The following is an 18,017-nucleotide window of genomic DNA, read 5'->3' as shown; positions in this document are numbered from 1 at the left end:
TTCTTAAAAAAAGACACCTTTACAAACATACGTTCGATAAATTATAATAAAACAGACGAGCTGCCATCCAGCATCCCGTCTTTTCATGGGAAAGCGGCGAGTGACATTCCCCCGGATTCACTCGTCTTTTTTTACATAAGTCCAGCGATGAATATGATTTTAGGGGATGGTTGGTTTAGTTAAATAATGAAAAAGTTAATATATAATTAGGAGATCTTTTGGAAAAGCAGGATCTTTCGCTCAGAGCTCTTGCTGATAAATGCGGAATAAAACATGCAGCATTAAGCGAGCTAATAAATGGTAAGAGGCAGAATATTAATTTCGGTCATATTGAACGTATAGCAAATGCCTTAGATATTGAAGATATAAACGAGATTATAAGTTTAATCGAAGTAGAAGGAGATAATCTTGATATTTGAAGGAGAAAAACAAGAATGGCTACTCTTTAAGGAGAGGGATCTATCGATGAGAGTTTTCGAAACCAATAGTACATACGAAGCATACGCGACAATAGCAGGCAAAGGTACGCATGCAGCTCGCGGTTTAGAAAAATGGTCCACGATATCCGAGGCAATTGAAGGTATAATTCAAAAATAAAAACGCCACGACTGGCGTCTTTATTAATAATCACACTCTTTCTCCTGACACTCCGGCTTCTCTTCTGCATCGACTGATGAAACCCCTATTTCGTCATTAGTTTCATCATAAAGTCCAAAGAATTCTTTTTCCTTATTACCATTCAAATACCCTTTTACAGAAATACCGCCCATAGGATTTATTTTGTACTCTTTATAGTATGTAATTTGATTTATATCGCTGTAATTAGCTTTTATGTAACTATCCATTTTTTCTTTCGCTTGGTTAAAGAGTTCTTGTTCTGTTTCATCTTTATCATGTTGGTACTTCATGTAAATACCTCCTAATGCTATAATTACAACAAAGATTAGGATAATTATGTTTTTTTTCACAAACTCATCCTTTCTTATATTAATTTTACATCAACTTTGAGGTGTTGTACATGTCTAAAAACGTCGTTGTGCCGAAAATCAGTGATCGAGAATACTATTATATAAGCCAAATATCTTATGATTATGAAACCCTTAAAAATCATTTGAAAACCCAAAAACCCTTAAAAATAAAATCTCCTACTAGGTGGTACGTTGACCAAATAAAATCAGACGATGACACAGGGCTTGACGCGGTTGTATTAGTGCAAGCGGAACAGAAAAACGGCAAATGGGTGAAATCCAAAAACCCAGAAAATGTTGTCGTATCCTTTGCAGGAACGGATCTCACAAAAGATCCTATTAATGACGGTGTAAAAGCCGACGGCGGCAACATTGTTTTTGGAAGCGACCCCAAAAATGGAGCTCATTATATCGTTAAAAAGGACGCAAAAGACACGTCTAAAACACTCGGAAAATATAACGGAACACCTTCTCAAGACGCGATGCTTACAACCGGAGACTATAAACTCATTATGAAAACATCGCAAATCGACCAAGCAGATCAGCTCGTTAAGGAAGTTAAAAGAAAGTATAACGGAACATCGACGATTGTTTCAACAACCGGCCATTCGCTTGGAGGCGCAGAAGCTGAATACAGTGCGGTAAATAATGATATTTATGCGGTCGCGTTTAACAGCCCTTCTGTCGTCAAACTGCATACTGATAACAAGCAAAAAGAAATAAACGATGGCTTGTACGACCCTTACGTGAGGTCTATCATCAACCCGGATGATATGGTCGGAGCCGGTTACTGGAACGAATATGATCGCCACAACGGGACCACAATTTACACAAAAAATCCAGCTCTATCGCAATTCAGTCGCGAACAGAGACTTAGCGGGAGATGGAGTGACCAAATCGCTAAGAACCTCGCCTACTTTATAGGCACAGTTATTGTTCGCAATCCAGATACACACGGTTTAAATGAGGCTAATTTTATCTTTGATGAAAACGGAAATATCACAAACGTAAACGGCGATGGGCTTGTGTACGAAAAAAACTTAAACGTATTGCTGCCGACTGGCACGATCAACGGCGGGGATGCCATTAAAGTCACTCCAAAAAGTGCGAAAAAACTCGCCGAAAAAGTTGACGCAATGGTCGAGGATCTGAGAACGATGATAAAAGAAGCGCAAAATGCTTATCAAGAGCACGATGAGAAAGTTGCCGAACTAAAAACGGAATTTTACGGTCAAGTTGGGCATGGCTTTTATGACCAGCTTAATGCGCAGGATGTAACAAATACGTTAGAGGATATAGCTCAATCTTACGATAAAGGACCAATATTTTACGACACACAGGCAGAACAATCATACATAGACTCATTGCAGGCAGCGATTACAGACCTTGAGGAGATAGGCGGCTTCTTGAATAAAATCGCCGACGACTTTGAGGAAAAAGATCAAATGCTTGCCAATTGGCTTAGATTATAGGAGTGACAAGGCAATGCCAACGTTAGATAACCTTTTAGAACATAAAGATGACCCGATGCGAAAACAGCTGCAGCGCCAAATGCTGAAATCGGGGATGACGCAAGTGGCAAATACTAAGCTGGCTACCGTTCAAAAAAATCTTAAACCAAAGTTCGAAATGAATTCGCTGCAGGAAGAATTAAACGATGTTTATTCAGCCCTTTTATACAGCTTTGAGGGAAAAGCACAAAAAGCACTCGCTCAGCGGATTAGCGAAAGTGCCTTGCTGATCGTTAACGCGGAAAACGACGGAGAAACTTTTGTTACTAGCTTTAAAACGAGATAAAAAGCTACCTTAATTATCGATGATAACCAGCAGTTTACTATAGACAAGTTCAGTCACAAAGGTGATCGAAATGAAACTAAACGCTAACCACGCCTACACGTTGTTATGAAGGCAAAAGGATGGACGCAGGCAAGACTCGCATAAGTCCCGCAAGATTCAATAAGAAGAGTCGCCACGAAGGTTGGCATATTTCCCCTATTGCGGAGGCGCTCGGCGTGGAAGTCAAGGAGCTATAAAAAAATAGAGGAAACTACGGAAGATGACGCTGAGTAAATCGGCGTCTTTTAAATAATTTTATCAAATAAAAATCCCCGTCAAAAAGACAGGGATCATGGTCATACGTTTATCTATTTTGAGTCACGGCGTGGTCACAGGAGGGCCGCCAAATTGTGACGGGGTCACATTTCCGCTTACAAATAACGCTAAATGTTCGGATTTTACTGTGACTTCACTCCATATCACACAACGGATTCTTTAACGATTATCAATCGTCTCCGGATACAAATCATGATTCATCATACGGTACTCGGCCATCTTTTCATACTTCGTGCCCGGTTTTCCGTAGTTTGTGTACGGGTCAATTGAAATTCCGCCTCTTGGCGTGAATTTGCCCCATACTTCAATGTAGCGGGGGTCCATTAATTCGATCAAGTCGTTCATGATGATGTTCATGCAGTCTTCGTGGAAGTCACCATGGTTTCTGAAGCTGAACAAATACAGCTTTAATGATTTGCTTTCAACCATTTTTTCATCAGGAATGTAGCTGATGTAGATTGTTGCAAAGTCAGGCTGCCCTGTTTTAGGGCATAAAGATGTGAACTCTGGGCAATTGAATTTTACAAAGTAATCACGGTTTACATGTTTATTCGGAAATGATTCCAGCACGTCCGGCGCATATTCAAACAAATAATTTGTTCCTTGGTTGCCAAGCAGTGTGACACCTTCTAATTCTGAGTCTTTTCTTGTCGTCATATTTATCTTCCTTTCTATTATACGCCGCGTTTGTTGCCCCATAACAGGGTGTGCAGCTGCGGAAGCACCCTGACCAGATTCAGCTCCGCGTCAGCAGCTACCTTATCAACAAGCGCTTCATATTTTCCTAACAAATGTGCGATCAGTGACTGATCATCTGTCGTATGCACGTCATCATTACCGACTTGTAAATAAAACGGGATTCCCGGGTAACGCTTGTGCACTGTTTTGGCAAACGCCAAATCTTCATCATTAAAAATGACTACCTTCAAGCTGACTGCGTGCTGCCTGTTATTCTCTTTAAGTGAAGTCAAAATGTGATCGAGCTTTTGAAAGTTCGTCACCATTTTTGAGCTTGGCGGTTTTGGAGAAATTGTCAGATCATCGATCAGCGTAAACCAATCTTGATAAACGGTCCCTTGGGTTTCCAGCGCTGCACGAATGTTGTTTTCCTTCAGCAGTTCGATAAAAGCATCCAGCTGCTTTAACAGGGCCGGGTTGCCGCCCGAGATCGTCACGTGGGAAAACGCGTCTCCCCCAATGTCTTTAAGCTCTGCAAAAATCTCCTCAGCCGTCATCCAGCGAATATCTTTTTTAGCAGACCCGTCCCAAGTGAAGGCGGAGTCACACCAGCTGCAGGAATAATCACAGCCGGCTGTGCGAACGAACATTGTTTTCTGTCCGATCACCATGCCTTCTCCTTGAATCGTCGGGCCGAAAATTTCTAATACAGGAATTCCTTTAGCCATTCAAACCACCCTTTTTCGGACGGTAGACACAGTAACTGGTTGGTGTTTCACGAACAAACACCTGTACACAGCTTGGCTTATTCTCCAATGTGTCTAAATAAGCCTGTACGTTGTCATAAATCGTTTTCGCCACGACTTCAGTTGTCGGCAGGGAATATCGATCGTCTTGAGAAAAATCATCATGATCATTTAAAAGCGTATGATCATAGTTTCCGTGCACCAGTTTTTTGAGCACGCTGAAATTGACAAGGAAGCCGGAGTCGTCAAGTTCGTCGCCGGCAACAGTTATATTTACGGTATACGTATGCCCGTGAACCCTGCTGCACGCTCCCGCACTTTCCCGGGGGATAAAGTGGGCAGCTGAAATGTGCATATCCTTATTCAATTCAAATGAATAAGGATGCTGGGCCTGCGGGTAAATTTGAGATAACAATTTATGCACGCTCCCCTTTCATCGCCATATATTCTTCATAACCTCTTGAACGTAGGTGGCATGCCGGACATTCACCGCAGCCGTCTGCGATAATGCCGTTATAGCATGTCAGCGTGTTGTTTTTCACAAAATCAAGCGCGCCAAGCTCATCTGCAAGTTTCCATGTTTCCGCCTTATTAAGCCACATGAGAGGCGTATGAATGACAAACGGCTTCTCCATTGCCAGGTTTACCGTTACATTGCAAGATTTCACGAATTCGTCACGGCAGTCAGGATAACCGCTGAAGTCTGTCTCGCAAACTCCTGTAATAATGTGGCGCGCGCCAATTTGATATGCCAGAATAGACGCAAAGGATAAGAATACCAAATTGCGGCCCGGAACGAATGTGGATGGCAATTCGCCGTCTTTTGCTTCTATATCAATATCATTTCTTGTCAAAGCATTCGGTGCAAGCTGATTTAAAAGGGACATATCGAGCAAATGGTTTTTCACACCCAGCTTTTCCGCAATCGATTTTGCGACTTCAACTTCTTGTGAATGACGCTGATTATAATGAAAAGTCACCGTTTCGACTTCTTTGAATTCCTGTAAAGCCCATAGTAAGCAAGTGGTACTGTCTTGACCGCCGCTGAATACGACAATTGCTTTTTCTTTTTTCATGATTCCTCTCCTTCTCCGCAATAAAACCATCGGCGAGAGACATCGCTACAGCTAATTCACACAAAAAAACACCTTGTCGGAAGGTGCTCTAGAAAAACGTAAAAAAGGCCGTATCCAAGGATACAGCTCGTCCTTAGTTTTTTATAGAGGGTGTAGCTAGAACCTCTCCCGCATATCGCACGGATTTTCTTCAATTTTTCACTTCTGCTATCTTACCATAATACTGTTTTTCCTGACAATAAAAAAGTCAGCCCTGACTTCCCGAGCAAACATTGCTCTGCAATGACGGCCCGCTTCATTAGATGTATTTACAAGCCGGGCTTCCGGGGGACCTTTTTGCAAATCAGGGCGCCTATGAACGCCAGACTCACATAACCAAACAAAGGATAAATCGTTGAAATGAGCTTTCCGTATCCTATTTGGCTCGTAATGTAAGCCGTGGTCATAATGGCTGCAAAGATATATTTGCTTTTTATCGGAAGAAAGCTTTGCACTTGTTTTTCCAATCCGTATAGATTGCCGATAACCGATGTAAACACTTCACCGAAAATAATGAGCAAATAAATCAAATGGACAGATCTTGCAAAGAGATAAACCACTTGAGCCATCGGTATATCATACAAAAAAACATCCGGCAGCATCGATAAAGACAGAAAACTCGCGGACAGCACAATCGTCAGCATCGTGCCTCCGATTAAAGCGCCTTTTTTTATCACTTTTTCCGATGACATTTCATTCGCCAGCGGAACCAAAACCGCTTGAGCAAGCGATAAATTTAAAGCGCCGTAAGAAAACGCTGATAACAGCCAATTCCAGCGGTGCGGCCATACCCACTGATCTGCGTTACGAGACTCGGTGAAAATAAAAGAGTCGGCCACCACGATCATAGAAAAGATGATTAAAAGAGGAACAACAAACACATTGACACCAAAAATGCCTTTCACCCCTCTAGTCATCACAATTAAGCTCAAACCAATTGTAATCAGCATCCCTATCTGTGGAGACATCCCCAGCTGTTCCTCAAAAAGCGCCCCTGCTCCGGAAAGCATAACAGAGGTCACGCCGAGGAGAACAAACAGCATAAACACATTAATAAACCGCCCAGCCGTCGCCCCGAACAAGAATATATTCATTTCTTGATAAGAATTGGCATTGATTCGCTTTGAAATGATCATCAGCTTGGCCCCCAGAAATGTAAACATCCCGCCGCTGACGATAATCCCGAATAAACCGAACCAGCCAAACTTCAAAAAAAACTCAACAATTTCCCTGCCAGTCGCAAACCCAGCTCCGACTACTGTACCCACATACACAAAGGCAAGCTGACTTGCCGACCCTTTTGATTGTTCCATTTCTCCCCTCCGAGCGAACCGCCGTTTTGTCCACATGCGCCTTTTTATAACCTATGAGACAAGTTCCTTGAAAAGAAGGAGAAAACATGTTTTACTTTGTAAACGATCCAAAAAGATTTTGCGCAAATGACTTGAAAGTCAAAGAAGGTCAGAGTATACTATGAATCAAAGCTGGTCAAATGAACCGGCGTTTTTAAAAACCAATTGGTCAAAGATAGTCAAATAATCAGACTGCTCTGAGCATATCGTTTTGAAATCCGATAAGTTTCCCGTATACTAATAGTCAAAGAAGGTCAAATACAAGCGGCCTTTTTATTCACATTCATTGGTCAAAGAAGATCAAATTTTTAAGGAGGTTTTGGCAAATGCGTTGTCAACATTGTCATCAAAACGAGGCGACGATTCGCCTTAACATGCAAATAAATTCCGTTCATAAACAAATGGTTCTATGTGAAACTTGCTATAACAAACTGACTCGTCAACCTTCAATGAGCATGGGGCCTCACTCATTCGGTTTCCCGTTTGAACATGCATCCCAGCCGAAAGAACAAAACGCAGCAAAACAAAGTGAGAAAAAAGGGTTGCTTGATGAGCTTGCCCAAAATATTACAAACGGTGCAAAAGCCGGTCTCATCGATCCCGTCATCGGGCGTGATGAAGAAGTGGCGCGCGTGAGCGAAATTTTGAACCGCCGCAACAAAAACAATCCTGTTCTCATTGGTGAGCCGGGTGTAGGGAAAACCGCCATCGCCGAAGGGCTCGCTTTAAAAATTGCTGCTGGTGATGTTCCAAACAAACTGAAAAACAAAGAACTCTACTTGCTTGATGTTGCATCCCTTGTTGCAAACACAGGGATCAGAGGCCAATTTGAAGAGAGAATGAAACAGCTGATCACTGAGCTGAAAGAACGAAAAAATGTCATTCTGTTCATTGATGAAATTCATCTTCTCGTTGGTGCAGGCTCTGCAGAAGGATCAATGGACGCAGGCAACATTCTCAAACCAGCCCTGGCCAGAGGCGAACTGCAAGTCATCGGTGCGACAACACTGAAAGAATACCGTCAAATCGAAAAAGATGCCGCGCTGGAAAGACGTTTTCAGCCTGTCATGGTACAGGAGCCTTCCATTGAACAGGCCATTCTCATTCTAGAAGGAATTAAAGACAAATACGAAGCATACCATGGCGTGACATTCAGTGATGAAGCAATCAAAGCATGTGTGACTTTATCATCCCGCTACATTCAGGACAGACATCTGCCTGATAAAGCAATTGACTTATTAGATGAAGCAGGTTCAAAAGCCAACCTGTTAATTGATGAGCTGAATGATGAGGATGCGGCCGAACGCTTAACCGCGATTGAAGCTGAAAAAACAAAAGCGCTGGAAGAGGAAAATTACGAACTGGCAGCAAAGCTCCGTGATGAGGAGATCGCATTAGAGAAAAAACTGAACAGCTCTTCCGCCCATTCCGCTGTCACTGTGGAAGCTGACCATATTCAGGATATCATTGAACAAAAAACAGGCATCCCTGTCGGCAAGCTGCAGGCGGATGAACAAACAAAAATGAAAGAGCTTGAAGCAAAACTTCATGAACGTGTAATCGGACAAGAAGCCGCTGTTCGAAAAGTGGCAAAAGCGGTAAGACGAAGCCGCGCCGGATTAAAGTCCAAAAACAGACCAGTCGGCTCCTTCCTATTTGTCGGCCCTACCGGCGTAGGGAAAACAGAGCTTTCTAAAACGCTGGCGGATGAACTTTTCGGCACAAAAGACGCTATGATCCGCCTTGATATGAGCGAGTACATGGAAAAACACGCCGTATCCAAAATCATTGGTTCACCGCCTGGATATGTCGGCCATGAGGAAGCTGGACAACTAACAGAAAAAGTGCGCCGCAATCCTTACAGCATCGTGTTGCTGGATGAGATTGAAAAAGCACACCCTGACGTTCAGCATATGTTCCTGCAAATTATGGAGGACGGCCGTCTGACAGACAGCCAAGGCAGAACCGTAAGCTTTAAAGATACTGTCATTATTATGACAAGCAACGCGGGTGCTGGTGAGAAACAAACGAAAGTCGGTTTCCAATCAGATGACAGTGTATTCGAAGAACAAACATTGATTGATTCACTCAGCATGTTCTTTAAACCTGAGTTCCTCAACCGCTTTGACAGCATTATTGAGTTCCGCTCACTGGAAAAAGAGCATTTGGTCAAAATCGTCAGCCTGCTGCTTGGAGAACTTAAAGAAACATTGGCAGAACGCGGCATCACCTTGAGTGTGACAGACGAAGCGAAAGAAAAAATCGCAGAGTTGGGCTACCACCCTTCATTCGGCGCACGTCCGCTCAGAAGAACCATCCAAGAATGGATTGAAGATGAAATGACCGATCTGCTGATTGACAATAGCGAGATCACAAGTTTTCACGTGGCTGCAGAAGATCATACAATCAAAGTGCAAGCGAAATAACAAAAAGCGGTTTCCTGTCTAGGAAGCCGCTTTTTTGCGGATTCATACTCTTGACTGATAAAATACCGTCCCTTCCCCTGAAGTGTTACTCCCCTTCATCCTATACACTTTTACTTAAGGAGGGATGATACATGTTTATATACAGTGAATATTTATTTCTATTATCCTATGAAAACCGTCTGTAGGACAGCTTGCGAGAAAGCTGCCAATCTCAATACCGCTAAACACGAGGGCTTTTCAATTTTGAAAGGCCCGTATTTGTTTATTTCTCCCTTCTATTCCTCTTCCTTGAATATTTCATGAACAAATTCACAAAGTCCCTAAAGTTCCGGGTACCGAAACCGATATTAACCATAGACAAGCTAGTAAAAAAGGATTTGGTGAAAACTATGGATAAAACTTCGTTAATTGGTGTTATTCTTGCTTTTGTGGCATTGAGCGTGGGGATGGTTCTGAAGGGCGTCAGTTTCAGCGCGCTTGCAAACCCCGCTGCCATTTTAATTATTATCGCCGGGACCATCTCGGCAGTCGTTATTGCGTTCCCTACAAAAGAAATTAAAAAAGTGCCCGCTCTGTTCCGAGTGTTATTTAAGGAAAACAAACAGCTGACAATTGAGGAGCTCATTCCTATGTTCTCAGATTGGGCCCAGCTTGCGCGCCGCGAAGGCCTACTTGCTTTAGAAGCAAGTATTGAAGATGTAGACGACGCTTTCCTGAAAAACGGACTCAGCATGGCTGTTGACGGACAAAGCGCGGAATTTATCAGAGATATTATGACAGAGGAAGTTGAAGCGATGGAGGACAGGCACCAGGCTGGAGCCGCTATTTTTACACAGGCGGGAACGTACGCACCGACACTTGGTGTACTCGGCGCTGTAATCGGCCTGATTGCCGCCCTTTCTCATATGGATAATACAGATGAGCTTGGACACGCCATCAGTGCGGCTTTCGTTGCAACCCTTCTCGGTATCTTCACGGGATATGTATTATGGCATCCTTTCGCAAATAAATTAAAACGAAAATCAAAACAAGAAGTAAAACTGCGTGAAGTCATGATCGAAGGTGTCTTATCCGTATTAGAAGGACAAGCACCGAAAGTCATCGAACAAAAGCTTTTAATGTACCTTCCTGCGAAGGACCGCTTGAAATTTGCAGAACAAGGAGAGGCGCAAAATGGCGAGAAAAAAGAAGAAGAAGCATGAGGACGAGCACGTTGATGAATCATGGCTGGTTCCTTACGCCGATATCCTAACTCTTCTCCTGGCATTATTTATTGTGCTGTACGCGAGCAGTTCGATTGACGCAGGCAAGTTTAAGATGCTTTCAAAATCATTTAATGAAGTCTTTACAGGCGGCACGGGAGTCATGGATTATTCCAGTGTCACCCCCCCTGAAAACGAGTCAGACGGAATAGATGACGTGAAAAAGGAAAAAGAAGAGAAAGAGAAAAACAAGAAAGAGCGAGAAAAAGCGGCTGATCAAGAAGAACTTAAAAGTGTGAAGAGCCAGGTAGAAAAGTTCATCAAAGATAAAAAGCTCGAACATCAGCTGGAAACAAAATTGACTAGTGAAGGTCTTCTGATTACGATTAAAGACAGTATATTCTTTGACTCTGGGAAAGCGACCATACGTAAGGAAGATGTTCGGCTTGCACAAGAGATTTCCAATCTTCTTGTGATTAACCCGCCGAGAAACATCATCATCAGCGGCCATACTGATAATATGCCAATAAAAAATTCAGAATTCCAATCAAACTGGCATTTAAGCGTCATGAGAGCTGTAAACTTTATGGGACTCCTGATAGAAAATCCTAAGCTCGACGCAAAAGTGTTCAGTGCCAAGGGCTATGGTGAGTATAAGCCGGTGGCTTCCAACAAAACAGCGGAAGGTCGAAGCAAAAACCGGCGAGTTGAAGTTCTCATCTTGCCGAGAGGCGCGGCAGAAACAAATGAACAATAAAAAAAGGAAGCCCTGTGACATATCAGGCTTCCTTTTTTTACTTATGATGAAACTGTTTTGCGTTTAACCCTACTCTTTTTAACATTTCTGTACACATCTCTACCTCTTCTTCGCTTAATACGCTTATCATTTCAGCAATTTCAGCAGCGTGATTAGGAAAAATATCATTCAAAAGACTGATACCTTTATCAGTGATTTGTGCAAATGTCACTCGCCTGTCTGTAGGAGACGCTTTCCGAATGAGGAGATCTTTTTGCTCCAGCTTATCTACAACGTATGTGATGCTTCCGCTAGCCAAGAGAATTTTATCCCCTATCTGCTGCAGCGGCTGATCGCCTTTATGGTACAACAGCTCAAGCACAGCAAATTCAGTCGGATTCAGTCCATGCTTATGAATATGCTTATTCATATGATCGTTAATAGACCGATACGCGCGCGACAGCACGATAAATAACTTCAGTGATTTTTCTGTCATGTCTCAATCATCCTTTTAGAAACCGTTACAGAGAAACATTAATAAACAAAGACGAAAATGTCAATAAAAATCTTTCCAATATTTCTCTTCTTTTTTATCATATAAGCGGTTCAACATCTTTTTCTTATTTTTTTGGTTATTTTTTCTTATTAAAGATGAAGAAACAATGATATAATACCTCTAATCAGGTGTAAGTTGGAGCGATGCAAATTGAAAATACTAAAAGGCGCCTGCGGGAGAGTCAAACTTTATATCATACTGGTCGTGATTCCGGCACTCGTCATCAGCTTTTTTGTATATGAAAAAGAAAAAGATACAATAGCTATAGAACATAAGCAGGAAGCAAGTGTGATGCTGAACCTTCACCGCAACAAAATCAATTATTTAATCGGTGAAACAATGGCGAGAATGACCTCTTTGTCCATCGCCATTGACAGACCGGTTGATATAAACAAAATGCAGTCGATTTTGGAAGAAACCTTTGATTCAGAGCCGAGATTTTCCGGCCTCTATCTTCTGAACACTAAAGGAGACGTCACTGCAAGCACATCAGAATTAAAAACGAAAGTAAACCTGGCCGACAGATCTTTTTTTGCAAAAGCAAAGGAAACAAAAAAGACAGTCATTTCAGATAGTTATTCAAGCAGAATTACTGGCCAGCCGATTTTTACCATTTGTGTCCCTGTTCTGGACTCAAAAAAAAATGTGACAGATTATCTTGTCGCAGCGATTCAAATTGATTATTTAAAAAACCTCATTAACTTGCTGAGCCCTGATGTTTATATTGAAGTGGTGAACCAAGACGAGAAAATGATTTTCACGAGCGGACAAGCCTCTCATGCCAAAGATCAGAAACCAGTCAGCGGATACCTGGATGAAATCAGCTGGAATATGAAAGTCTATCCGAACCCTGTCACAATAGAAGAACTGACGAAAAGCCTTTTGCTTCCGCTTTCATGTATTATTGTTCTGCTGAATATCCTTTTTATTCTAGTGCTGTATTACTTGCTGAAACGCAAGACCCAGCTGGAGCGCTCCGAAAATGAGGCGCAAAAATTAGAGCTGATCGGGACGCTTGCTGCCAGCACGGCTCATGAAATCCGCAATCCGCTCACTGGCATAAGCGGCTTTATTCAGCTGCTGCAAAAGAAATATAAAGGTGAAGAAGATCAGCTGTACTTCTCCATTATTGAACAGGAGATAAAACGGATTAATCAAATTGTGAGCGAGTTTCTCGTTCTCGGAAAACCGACAGCAGAAAAATGGGAGCTGAACTCACTTCAGGATATTATCGGAGAAATTATGCCGATTATTTATTCTGAGGGCAATCTATACAATGTTGAAGTCGAATTACAGTATTTAACCGAAAAGCCTTTACTCGTAAAATGTACAAAAGATCATATTAAACAAGTGATTTTAAATGTAGCAAAAAATGGCCTCGAATCCATGCCTGAAGGAGGAAAACTGACGATCTCCTTGGAAGCTTCGGATCAAAAAGCCATTATCAAAGTTGTGGATAACGGTGAAGGGATTTCTCAGGAAATGCTGGATCACATCTTCCTTCCCTTTGTTACTTCTAAAGAAAAAGGAACCGGCCTCGGCCTTGTCGTATGTAAACGGATCGTGCTGATGTACGGAGGAACCATTCATATCGAAAGCGAAGTGCGAAGAGGTACAGAGGTAACGATCAATCTCCCCGTATCCGCTTCATAGCCCCCCTGACGATGTCAGGAGGGCTTTTTATCTTCGTGACCGGGCATTGCCATTTGACTTGCTCGCTGTTCTGCCTGAGAAGAGTATTGTAATGACGCGCAACAGCATTTTGAGAAGCAAAAAAAACATAAAAAACACCAAAAATCCCTTTAGGCCCTCAGTAGCATCTAAAAACTCCATATTCCCTCTCCCCGTCACTTTCTGCTGAATTTCTATCGCAAATACGACAACAATGATGACTGTAACGGTATAGATAAAGGACAGGGCTGTCATGCTCCATTTTGAAAGCCATATAAATACAGCGTGAGTGACACCGAAAAAGATAATACCAAAAATGCCAATCACCCAGAAATGCATTTCTTTGTCGGTTAAATGAATCCCAAACATTTCGCATAATGAAATAAAAGCATCATGAAATTGATTGACCATTTCAGTAATGATAACCGCCAGTTCTTTCATCAGTTCCCTCTTTCATATGAATTTCCCCAGAAAAAAAGAGCGCTTCTGGAAAGCTCTCTCTTTATATATGCATCTGATAGCGCCGCTATTTATTTGCATCATAAGCAGGCATGACATCCCTGCGAGGCCACAAGCCTAATTTCTTTACAAGGCCTTGAATGCCTTGAGAATGTTCGCTTTCTTGCATTAGCTGGTGATATTCATTCATTAAACAATCCAGCTCCTGACTGTGTTTGATCGTGTCATGGCCTGTAAATCCCTGTTTTCTAGCGGCATCTATCATTAACTTTCTTTTTTCATCAATAGACACCAACAATTTTTCATGTTCTGAAGAACCGCCCATTCACTTCACCCCTCGCCGCTAAGAAATAGGAAACAAGTTTGATTGGGTTATTGTGCATTATTACAGATTATACTTTATTTGTAAACATATTTTCATTAAATAAGTTATTTTTTCAGGTATAATAGATTTATTGATAGGATTAGAAGAACAATACCCAGATGAAGAATATCTTAAACACGCCGCTAGGCAGGAGGTATGCCACATGAAGAAAAAGAAAGCATTGATGCTCGGAGCGGCAGGCGGAAAAGCGATATTAAAAAGAAAAAACCGGAAAAAATGTATCGAGCACATCACTGTTTTTTTCCAAATGCTTCGTGATTGGAGAAAAGGCGACTACCCCCGTTCACAGGTTAGAACGCTTTTGCTTCTCACTGCCGCCATCTTGTATATCGCCATGCCGCTCGATATCATGCCAGACGTTATCCTTGGTCTTGGAATCATAGACGATGCAGCTGTATTAGGTTTGCTTTGGACGCTGATTAAAAAAGAAATGTCTCAATATGAAAAATGGCGTTTGCAATAGATATAAGAAGCCCCGTTCAATGAACGGGGCTTTTGCTGCTTATTGATTCACGCTGTCTTTTTCATAAATCGGAACCCAACCTTCAGTTGTGACAAAGATTCTCACCGCGACAACTTTCCGATCCTCCTGAAGTGTGAAATAATGGCGGATATTTTCAGGCACGGAGATTAAATCTCCAGGGTTTAAACGGACATCAAAAAACGTGCCATCTTTGCCTTGAATGACAAAAATGCCGTGTCCGCTTACAATAAAACGAACCTCATCGTCTGTGTGATGATGCTCTCTTTTAAAGTTCTCAAGCAGTTCATCAAGTTTCGGATTGGCATCTGACAATGAAATAACATCCTGTGCTTTGTAACCGCGGCGGTTAGAAATATCTTTAATTTCCGTTTCGAATGTATTGAGGATTTGCTGCTTTTCTTCTTCTGTCAGATCGTATTTCTCTGAGAGATGTTCCGGAAGCTTCGCGATATCCCATTGCTCATAAATCACCTCTTGACTATCCAAAAAGCTTGCTACTTCCTCTTGATTTTCAATCGTTGTATTTGTCTTATCATGAATACGAATTGTTGCCATTTCAGTTCCTCCTTTTAGTTAACCAGCTGGTGCTGGAGTGTTTTCAATTTCAAATGGTAGCTGAACAAAAATTCATACGCTTCAAGCACTCTTTTTGCTTCAAATGCTGTTTTTCCCCAAGCGGTAATACCGTGATTTCGGATCAGAACGGCTCCCGAATCTTCTGAAATCTCTTCCGCAAACAGTGCCGCAAGTGTCGGAATATGGGCTGGATTTTCAATGATCGGGATAGCCACTTCTGCATTCTCTTCCCACAGGCCGAGCGCTTTTATGATTTCCTGGCCTCTGAATGTGATTTTCTTTTGGTCTCGGTATAGCTCTGAGATCACATTATTGTTTACTGTATGGACATGCAGGCAGCATCCGGCATTGGTTTTATTGTACAAATGTGTGTGCAACAGCGTTTCCGCTGACGGTTTTAGAGAATGCCCGCTTTCGGCAGGCTCTCCGTTTTGATCCACCAGCAGAAAATCTTCATCCGTCTCTTTGCGTTTATCTTTACCGCTTGCGGTTACGAGAAAGGTTAAAGGCTCATCAGAAACTTTAATAGACAGGTTGCCGCTAGTCGCCGGAAACCAGTCTCTTTCGGCCAATTCCCGTTTTACTTCAGCGAGCTCTCGCCAACGTTCTTGTTTTGCAGCCATTCCTGTACCTCCGTTACATTCTCGATTTCTTTTCTAATTTCATAAAAATCTTGATACGGGAGATGGTTTAGGTTCCGCTCCCTGCATTCGTTTAATAAATAATCCCTTGCAAAGCAAAGGTCGGACAGCTTTGCAGCCTCCACATCTGTAACCGAATCGCCGATCATGATGATATATTGGTTCGGTTCAGCGAGTTCATGTATCACCGACGGCTTGCAGCACCCGCATTGATTGCTGCAAGTTCCTTTGCAAGAATGAGGCCAGTCAATATGAATATAGTCATTGTCAAATGACGCATGGTTGCAATAAATACGCTCTTTCTCCACAATGCCTTCAAGCAAAGGATACACAAAAAAGTCCATTCCTCCGCTTACGACATAAAACGGAATCTCATGCTCCTTGACAAACGCTACAAATTCGCGAAAGCCTTCCCTGATTTTTGCATCTTCCAATACAAATCTCGTAATCTCTTCTTTTAAACGGCTTGGCAGAAGGCCGAACATCCGCCCGACACCTTCCTTGATCGACAGCGTTTTGGAAAGGACGCCGTCTTTTAATGCGTTCCACTCCGGCGGAGCGAATGTTTTCATGATGTTTATAATGTTGTCATTCATCGTGATGGTGCCGTCAAAATCACAAATAATGAATGGCTTTCGAGTCGTCATAAGGCTTCAACCTTTCCCCATTTATCAAGCGCCAGCTTCAGATCTTTGCATTGTTCGGCTTTTTCATCAATCGGCTGAGCTTCTAAAACAGCATCAATTATGGCTCTGAACGCTTTGCCACCGCCCTGGGCGCCGTTCGGATGTCCGTGTACGCCTCCCCCGGCGTTTATAATATGATCTATGCCGAAATTCCGCATTAAAAGCGGAACCATACCGGGATGAATGCCTGCTGACGGAACGGCAAATGTTTGGTTAAAGGCATCCTCTCTCACACATTCTTCGTGAATCGCCAGCGCATCTTCTTTTGGAAGCGCAACCGAACCGTACGGAGATGGGAAGAGACTGAAGTCGGCTCCGCAATACCGGTTCAATTTTCCGAGCAAAAGAGCGTGAGAAAATCCGTAGAACGGAGAAGACGTAAACGCCCCACTGACAGCTGGATGAGCCATAATCGGGATTGCGATTTCGGGATCTTCCGCCAAGCTTTGCATGACGTCCAAGCCGTAAGCGAAGACATTAAACAATAACGCATCCGCTCCCAATTCAGCAGCGCGTCTCGCTTTGTCGTTCAGATCAGCCGTACGCCCGGTCAAATTGACCGCATACAGCGTTTTATGCCCGGTTTGCTCATACGTTTCTTTCAATACTTGCTTTCCTTCTGTAATTCTTGTTTCAAAAGGCGCCAGGCCTGTCTCAAAGAAAATTTCATCGTCCTTAATCAGGTCAACTCCGCCAAGCGCCTGCTGTCTGAGCTGTTCTTTAATATCACTCAGGTCTCTTCCGATAACCCCTTTGAAAATGCTCATTAACAGCGGTCTCTCAAACTCTCCCAGCAGCTTTCGAATGCCGTATACACCAAACTTCGGTCCCGGCAGCGTGCGCTTAAACGCGTCAGAGAAGTGAAGATCGAGTAATTTGATTTTTCCGTCCAGCGACAGCTTCCCAAATACTGTTGTCAGCAAAGCCGGGATATCCTGAGAGAAATTGATGTCAGGATAGGCAATTGTGATCACCGCTTGTTTTCCTGACGCAGGAGTCCCTTCTCTTTCCTCGACCTTTATCACCCGTCCCTTGTGCTTTTGCATTTGTTCCTGTTTTACAAGGGGCAGATCAGTCCAGGAGCCTACTGTCAATCCTGTTGCGATTTGTTCCGCTTTTTTCTCTGTATCGGCTCCCGGTTCGGTCAGGAGATATGTTGCTAATAACTCACCCATGCCAGAGCTCCTTTCATTTCATCCATATAAAAAAACCTCTTCAAACAGC

General features: G+C 42.7%; 21 protein-coding genes and 1 riboswitch. Of the genes, 8 read left to right on the top strand and 13 right to left on the bottom strand.

Annotated elements, in window-relative coordinates; translation table 11 throughout:
• The first annotated feature begins 218 nt into the window (after positions 1-218).
• On the top strand, positions 219-419 hold the full coding sequence (locus M1D98_RS07315) for a helix-turn-helix domain-containing protein (RefSeq protein ID WP_268535456.1): 201 nt from the start codon (positions 219-221) through the stop codon (positions 417-419).
• 201 nt (positions 420-620) lie between these two features.
• Here M1D98_RS07315 and M1D98_RS07310 read toward each other — a convergent pair whose 3' ends face one another.
• On the bottom strand, positions 621-908 hold the full coding sequence (locus M1D98_RS07310; protein WP_010328535.1) for a DUF1433 domain-containing protein: 288 nt from the start codon (positions 906-908) through the stop codon (positions 621-623).
• 110 nt (positions 909-1,018) lie between these two features.
• Here M1D98_RS07310 and M1D98_RS07305 point away from each other — a divergent pair, with 110 nt between their 5' ends.
• Together M1D98_RS07305 and M1D98_RS07300 are read left to right on the top strand one after the other, a co-directional pair.
• Positions 1,019-2,440 carry a lipase gene (locus M1D98_RS07305; RefSeq protein ID WP_456280160.1) on the top strand — a complete coding sequence of 474 codons (1,422 nt, stop codon included), beginning with the start codon at positions 1,019-1,021 and terminating at the stop codon, positions 2,438-2,440.
• Positions 2,441-2,453: 13 nt separating this feature from the next.
• Positions 2,454-2,765, top strand: a complete 312-nt coding sequence (locus tag M1D98_RS07300; RefSeq protein WP_010328537.1) for a hypothetical protein — start codon at positions 2,454-2,456, stop codon at positions 2,763-2,765.
• A 474-nt stretch (positions 2,766-3,239) separates the two neighbouring features.
• On the opposite strand, the gene queF is transcribed toward M1D98_RS07300, so the two are convergent.
• The 5 genes from queF to M1D98_RS07275 all read right to left on the bottom strand — a co-directional run bounded on the left by queF (position 3,240) and on the right by M1D98_RS07275 (position 6,932).
• Positions 3,240-3,737, bottom strand: a complete 498-nt coding sequence (gene queF / locus M1D98_RS07295; RefSeq protein WP_010328538.1) for a preQ(1) synthase — start codon at positions 3,735-3,737, stop codon at positions 3,240-3,242.
• Between the two features lie 17 nt (positions 3,738-3,754).
• Positions 3,755-4,486, bottom strand: coding sequence for a 7-carboxy-7-deazaguanine synthase QueE (gene queE, locus M1D98_RS07290; protein ID WP_010328539.1), 732 nt, complete (start codon positions 4,484-4,486; stop codon positions 3,755-3,757).
• The gene (gene queD / locus M1D98_RS07285; RefSeq protein WP_082246295.1) at positions 4,479-4,928 is read right to left on the bottom strand and encodes a 6-carboxytetrahydropterin synthase QueD; all 450 of its coding nucleotides are present in this window, start codon (positions 4,926-4,928) and stop codon (positions 4,479-4,481) included. Before queD ends, queE begins: the two co-directional genes overlap by 8 nt.
• Positions 4,921-5,580 carry a 7-cyano-7-deazaguanine synthase QueC gene (queC, locus tag M1D98_RS07280; RefSeq protein ID WP_010328541.1) on the bottom strand — a complete coding sequence of 220 codons (660 nt, stop codon included), beginning with the start codon at positions 5,578-5,580 and terminating at the stop codon, positions 4,921-4,923. Before queC ends, queD begins: the two co-directional genes overlap by 8 nt.
• A gap of 127 nt (positions 5,581-5,707) precedes the next feature.
• Positions 5,708-5,752: riboswitch (PreQ1 riboswitch) on the bottom strand.
• Between the two features lie 136 nt (positions 5,753-5,888).
• Complete coding sequence (locus M1D98_RS07275) at positions 5,889-6,932, bottom strand: YkvI family membrane protein (protein WP_121642459.1); 1,044 nt, start codon at positions 6,930-6,932, stop codon at positions 5,889-5,891.
• Positions 6,933-7,297: 365 nt separating this feature from the next.
• On the opposite strand from M1D98_RS07275, the gene clpE reads away from it, so the two are divergent.
• The 3 genes from clpE to motB all read left to right on the top strand — a co-directional run bounded on the left by clpE (position 7,298) and on the right by motB (position 11,356).
• Positions 7,298-9,397, top strand: a complete 2,100-nt coding sequence (gene clpE, locus M1D98_RS07270; RefSeq protein WP_121642458.1) for an ATP-dependent protease ATP-binding subunit ClpE — start codon at positions 7,298-7,300, stop codon at positions 9,395-9,397.
• Positions 9,398-9,786: 389 nt separating this feature from the next.
• A complete protein-coding gene (gene motA / locus M1D98_RS07265; RefSeq protein WP_010328545.1) occupies positions 9,787-10,599 on the top strand; it encodes a flagellar motor stator protein MotA in 813 nt (270 codons plus the stop codon).
• Positions 10,571-11,356 (top strand): flagellar motor protein MotB, encoded by a 786-nt coding sequence (gene motB, locus M1D98_RS07260; RefSeq protein ID WP_041952540.1) that lies wholly within the window; start codon positions 10,571-10,573, stop codon positions 11,354-11,356. The genes motA and motB overlap by 29 nt, the downstream gene beginning before the upstream one ends.
• A 37-nt stretch (positions 11,357-11,393) precedes the next feature.
• On the opposite strand, the gene mhqR is transcribed toward motB, so the two are convergent.
• Positions 11,394-11,831, bottom strand: coding sequence for a MarR family transcriptional regulator MhqR (gene mhqR / locus M1D98_RS07255; RefSeq protein ID WP_121642457.1), 438 nt, complete (start codon positions 11,829-11,831; stop codon positions 11,394-11,396).
• 195 nt (positions 11,832-12,026) lie between these two features.
• On the opposite strand from mhqR, the gene kinD reads away from it, so the two are divergent.
• Complete coding sequence (gene kinD, locus M1D98_RS07250) at positions 12,027-13,544, top strand: sporulation kinase KinD (protein WP_162985562.1); 1,518 nt, start codon at positions 12,027-12,029, stop codon at positions 13,542-13,544.
• 27 nt (positions 13,545-13,571) lie between these two features.
• Here the strand turns inward: kinD and M1D98_RS07245 are convergent, their stop codons facing one another.
• Positions 13,572-14,003 carry a hypothetical protein gene (locus M1D98_RS07245; protein ID WP_010328549.1) on the bottom strand — a complete coding sequence of 144 codons (432 nt, stop codon included), beginning with the start codon at positions 14,001-14,003 and terminating at the stop codon, positions 13,572-13,574.
• An 85-nt stretch (positions 14,004-14,088) separates the two neighbouring features.
• On the bottom strand, positions 14,089-14,346 hold the full coding sequence (gene spo0E, locus M1D98_RS07240; protein ID WP_010328550.1) for an aspartyl-phosphate phosphatase Spo0E: 258 nt from the start codon (positions 14,344-14,346) through the stop codon (positions 14,089-14,091).
• Positions 14,347-14,548: 202 nt separating this feature from the next.
• On the opposite strand from spo0E, the gene M1D98_RS07235 reads away from it, so the two are divergent.
• A complete protein-coding gene (locus M1D98_RS07235; RefSeq protein WP_121642453.1) occupies positions 14,549-14,869 on the top strand; it encodes a YkvA family protein in 321 nt (106 codons plus the stop codon).
• A 39-nt stretch (positions 14,870-14,908) separates the two neighbouring features.
• Here the strand turns inward: M1D98_RS07235 and mtnD are convergent, their stop codons facing one another.
• Genes mtnD through mtnW form a run of 4 tightly spaced genes read right to left on the bottom strand, consistent with a single transcriptional unit; the run spans position 14,909 to position 17,968 of the window.
• Positions 14,909-15,445, bottom strand: coding sequence for an acireductone dioxygenase (gene mtnD / locus M1D98_RS07230; protein ID WP_010328552.1), 537 nt, complete (start codon positions 15,443-15,445; stop codon positions 14,909-14,911).
• A gap of 14 nt (positions 15,446-15,459) precedes the next feature.
• The gene (locus M1D98_RS07225; protein ID WP_010328553.1) at positions 15,460-16,089 is read right to left on the bottom strand and encodes a methylthioribulose 1-phosphate dehydratase; all 630 of its coding nucleotides are present in this window, start codon (positions 16,087-16,089) and stop codon (positions 15,460-15,462) included.
• On the bottom strand, positions 16,047-16,754 hold the full coding sequence (gene mtnX / locus M1D98_RS07220) for a 2-hydroxy-3-keto-5-methylthiopentenyl-1-phosphate phosphatase (RefSeq protein WP_456280159.1): 708 nt from the start codon (positions 16,752-16,754) through the stop codon (positions 16,047-16,049). Before mtnX ends, M1D98_RS07225 begins: the two co-directional genes overlap by 43 nt.
• Positions 16,751-17,968, bottom strand: coding sequence for a 2,3-diketo-5-methylthiopentyl-1-phosphate enolase (mtnW, locus tag M1D98_RS07215; RefSeq protein WP_456280158.1), 1,218 nt, complete (start codon positions 17,966-17,968; stop codon positions 16,751-16,753). Before mtnW ends, mtnX begins: the two co-directional genes overlap by 4 nt.
• Between the last annotated feature and the right edge of the window lie 49 nt (positions 17,969-18,017).

This window comes from Bacillus sp. K7, from assembly GCF_053903245.1.
Note: the sequence above shows the minus strand (reverse complement) of the source record. Positions and strands in the feature narration are given on the sequence as shown.

Excerpts from the sequence above, each read along its gene's own strand:
- queF (WP_010328538.1), bottom strand. The coding sequence starts at position 3,737 with ATGACGACAAGAAAAGACTCAGAATTAGAAGGTGTCACACTGCTTGGC.
- mtnW (WP_456280158.1), bottom strand. The coding sequence starts at position 17,968 with ATGGGTGAGTTATTAGCAACATATCTCCTGACCGAACCGGGAGCCGAT.
- mtnX (WP_456280159.1), bottom strand. The coding sequence starts at position 16,754 with ATGACGACTCGAAAGCCATTCATTATTTGTGATTTTGACGGCACCATC.
- queE (WP_010328539.1), bottom strand. The coding sequence starts at position 4,486 with ATGGCTAAAGGAATTCCTGTATTAGAAATTTTCGGCCCGACGATTCAA.
- M1D98_RS07275 (WP_121642459.1), bottom strand. The coding sequence starts at position 6,932 with ATGGAACAATCAAAAGGGTCGGCAAGTCAGCTTGCCTTTGTGTATGTG.
- clpE (WP_121642458.1), top strand. The coding sequence starts at position 7,298 with ATGCGTTGTCAACATTGTCATCAAAACGAGGCGACGATTCGCCTTAAC.
- mhqR (WP_121642457.1), bottom strand. The coding sequence starts at position 11,831 with ATGACAGAAAAATCACTGAAGTTATTTATCGTGCTGTCGCGCGCGTAT.
- mtnD (WP_010328552.1), bottom strand. The coding sequence starts at position 15,445 with ATGGCAACAATTCGTATTCATGATAAGACAAATACAACGATTGAAAAT.
- M1D98_RS07300 (WP_010328537.1), top strand. The coding sequence starts at position 2,454 with ATGCCAACGTTAGATAACCTTTTAGAACATAAAGATGACCCGATGCGA.
- motA (WP_010328545.1), top strand. The coding sequence starts at position 9,787 with ATGGATAAAACTTCGTTAATTGGTGTTATTCTTGCTTTTGTGGCATTG.
- M1D98_RS07310 (WP_010328535.1), bottom strand. The coding sequence starts at position 908 with ATGAAGTACCAACATGATAAAGATGAAACAGAACAAGAACTCTTTAAC.
- queC (WP_010328541.1), bottom strand. The coding sequence starts at position 5,580 with ATGAAAAAAGAAAAAGCAATTGTCGTATTCAGCGGCGGTCAAGACAGT.
- M1D98_RS07245 (WP_010328549.1), bottom strand. The coding sequence starts at position 14,003 with ATGAAAGAACTGGCGGTTATCATTACTGAAATGGTCAATCAATTTCAT.
- M1D98_RS07305 (WP_456280160.1), top strand. The coding sequence starts at position 1,019 with ATGTCTAAAAACGTCGTTGTGCCGAAAATCAGTGATCGAGAATACTAT.
- M1D98_RS07225 (WP_010328553.1), bottom strand. The coding sequence starts at position 16,089 with ATGGCTGCAAAACAAGAACGTTGGCGAGAGCTCGCTGAAGTAAAACGG.
- motB (WP_041952540.1), top strand. The coding sequence starts at position 10,571 with ATGGCGAGAAAAAAGAAGAAGAAGCATGAGGACGAGCACGTTGATGAA.
- M1D98_RS07235 (WP_121642453.1), top strand. The coding sequence starts at position 14,549 with ATGAAGAAAAAGAAAGCATTGATGCTCGGAGCGGCAGGCGGAAAAGCG.
- spo0E (WP_010328550.1), bottom strand. The coding sequence starts at position 14,346 with ATGGGCGGTTCTTCAGAACATGAAAAATTGTTGGTGTCTATTGATGAA.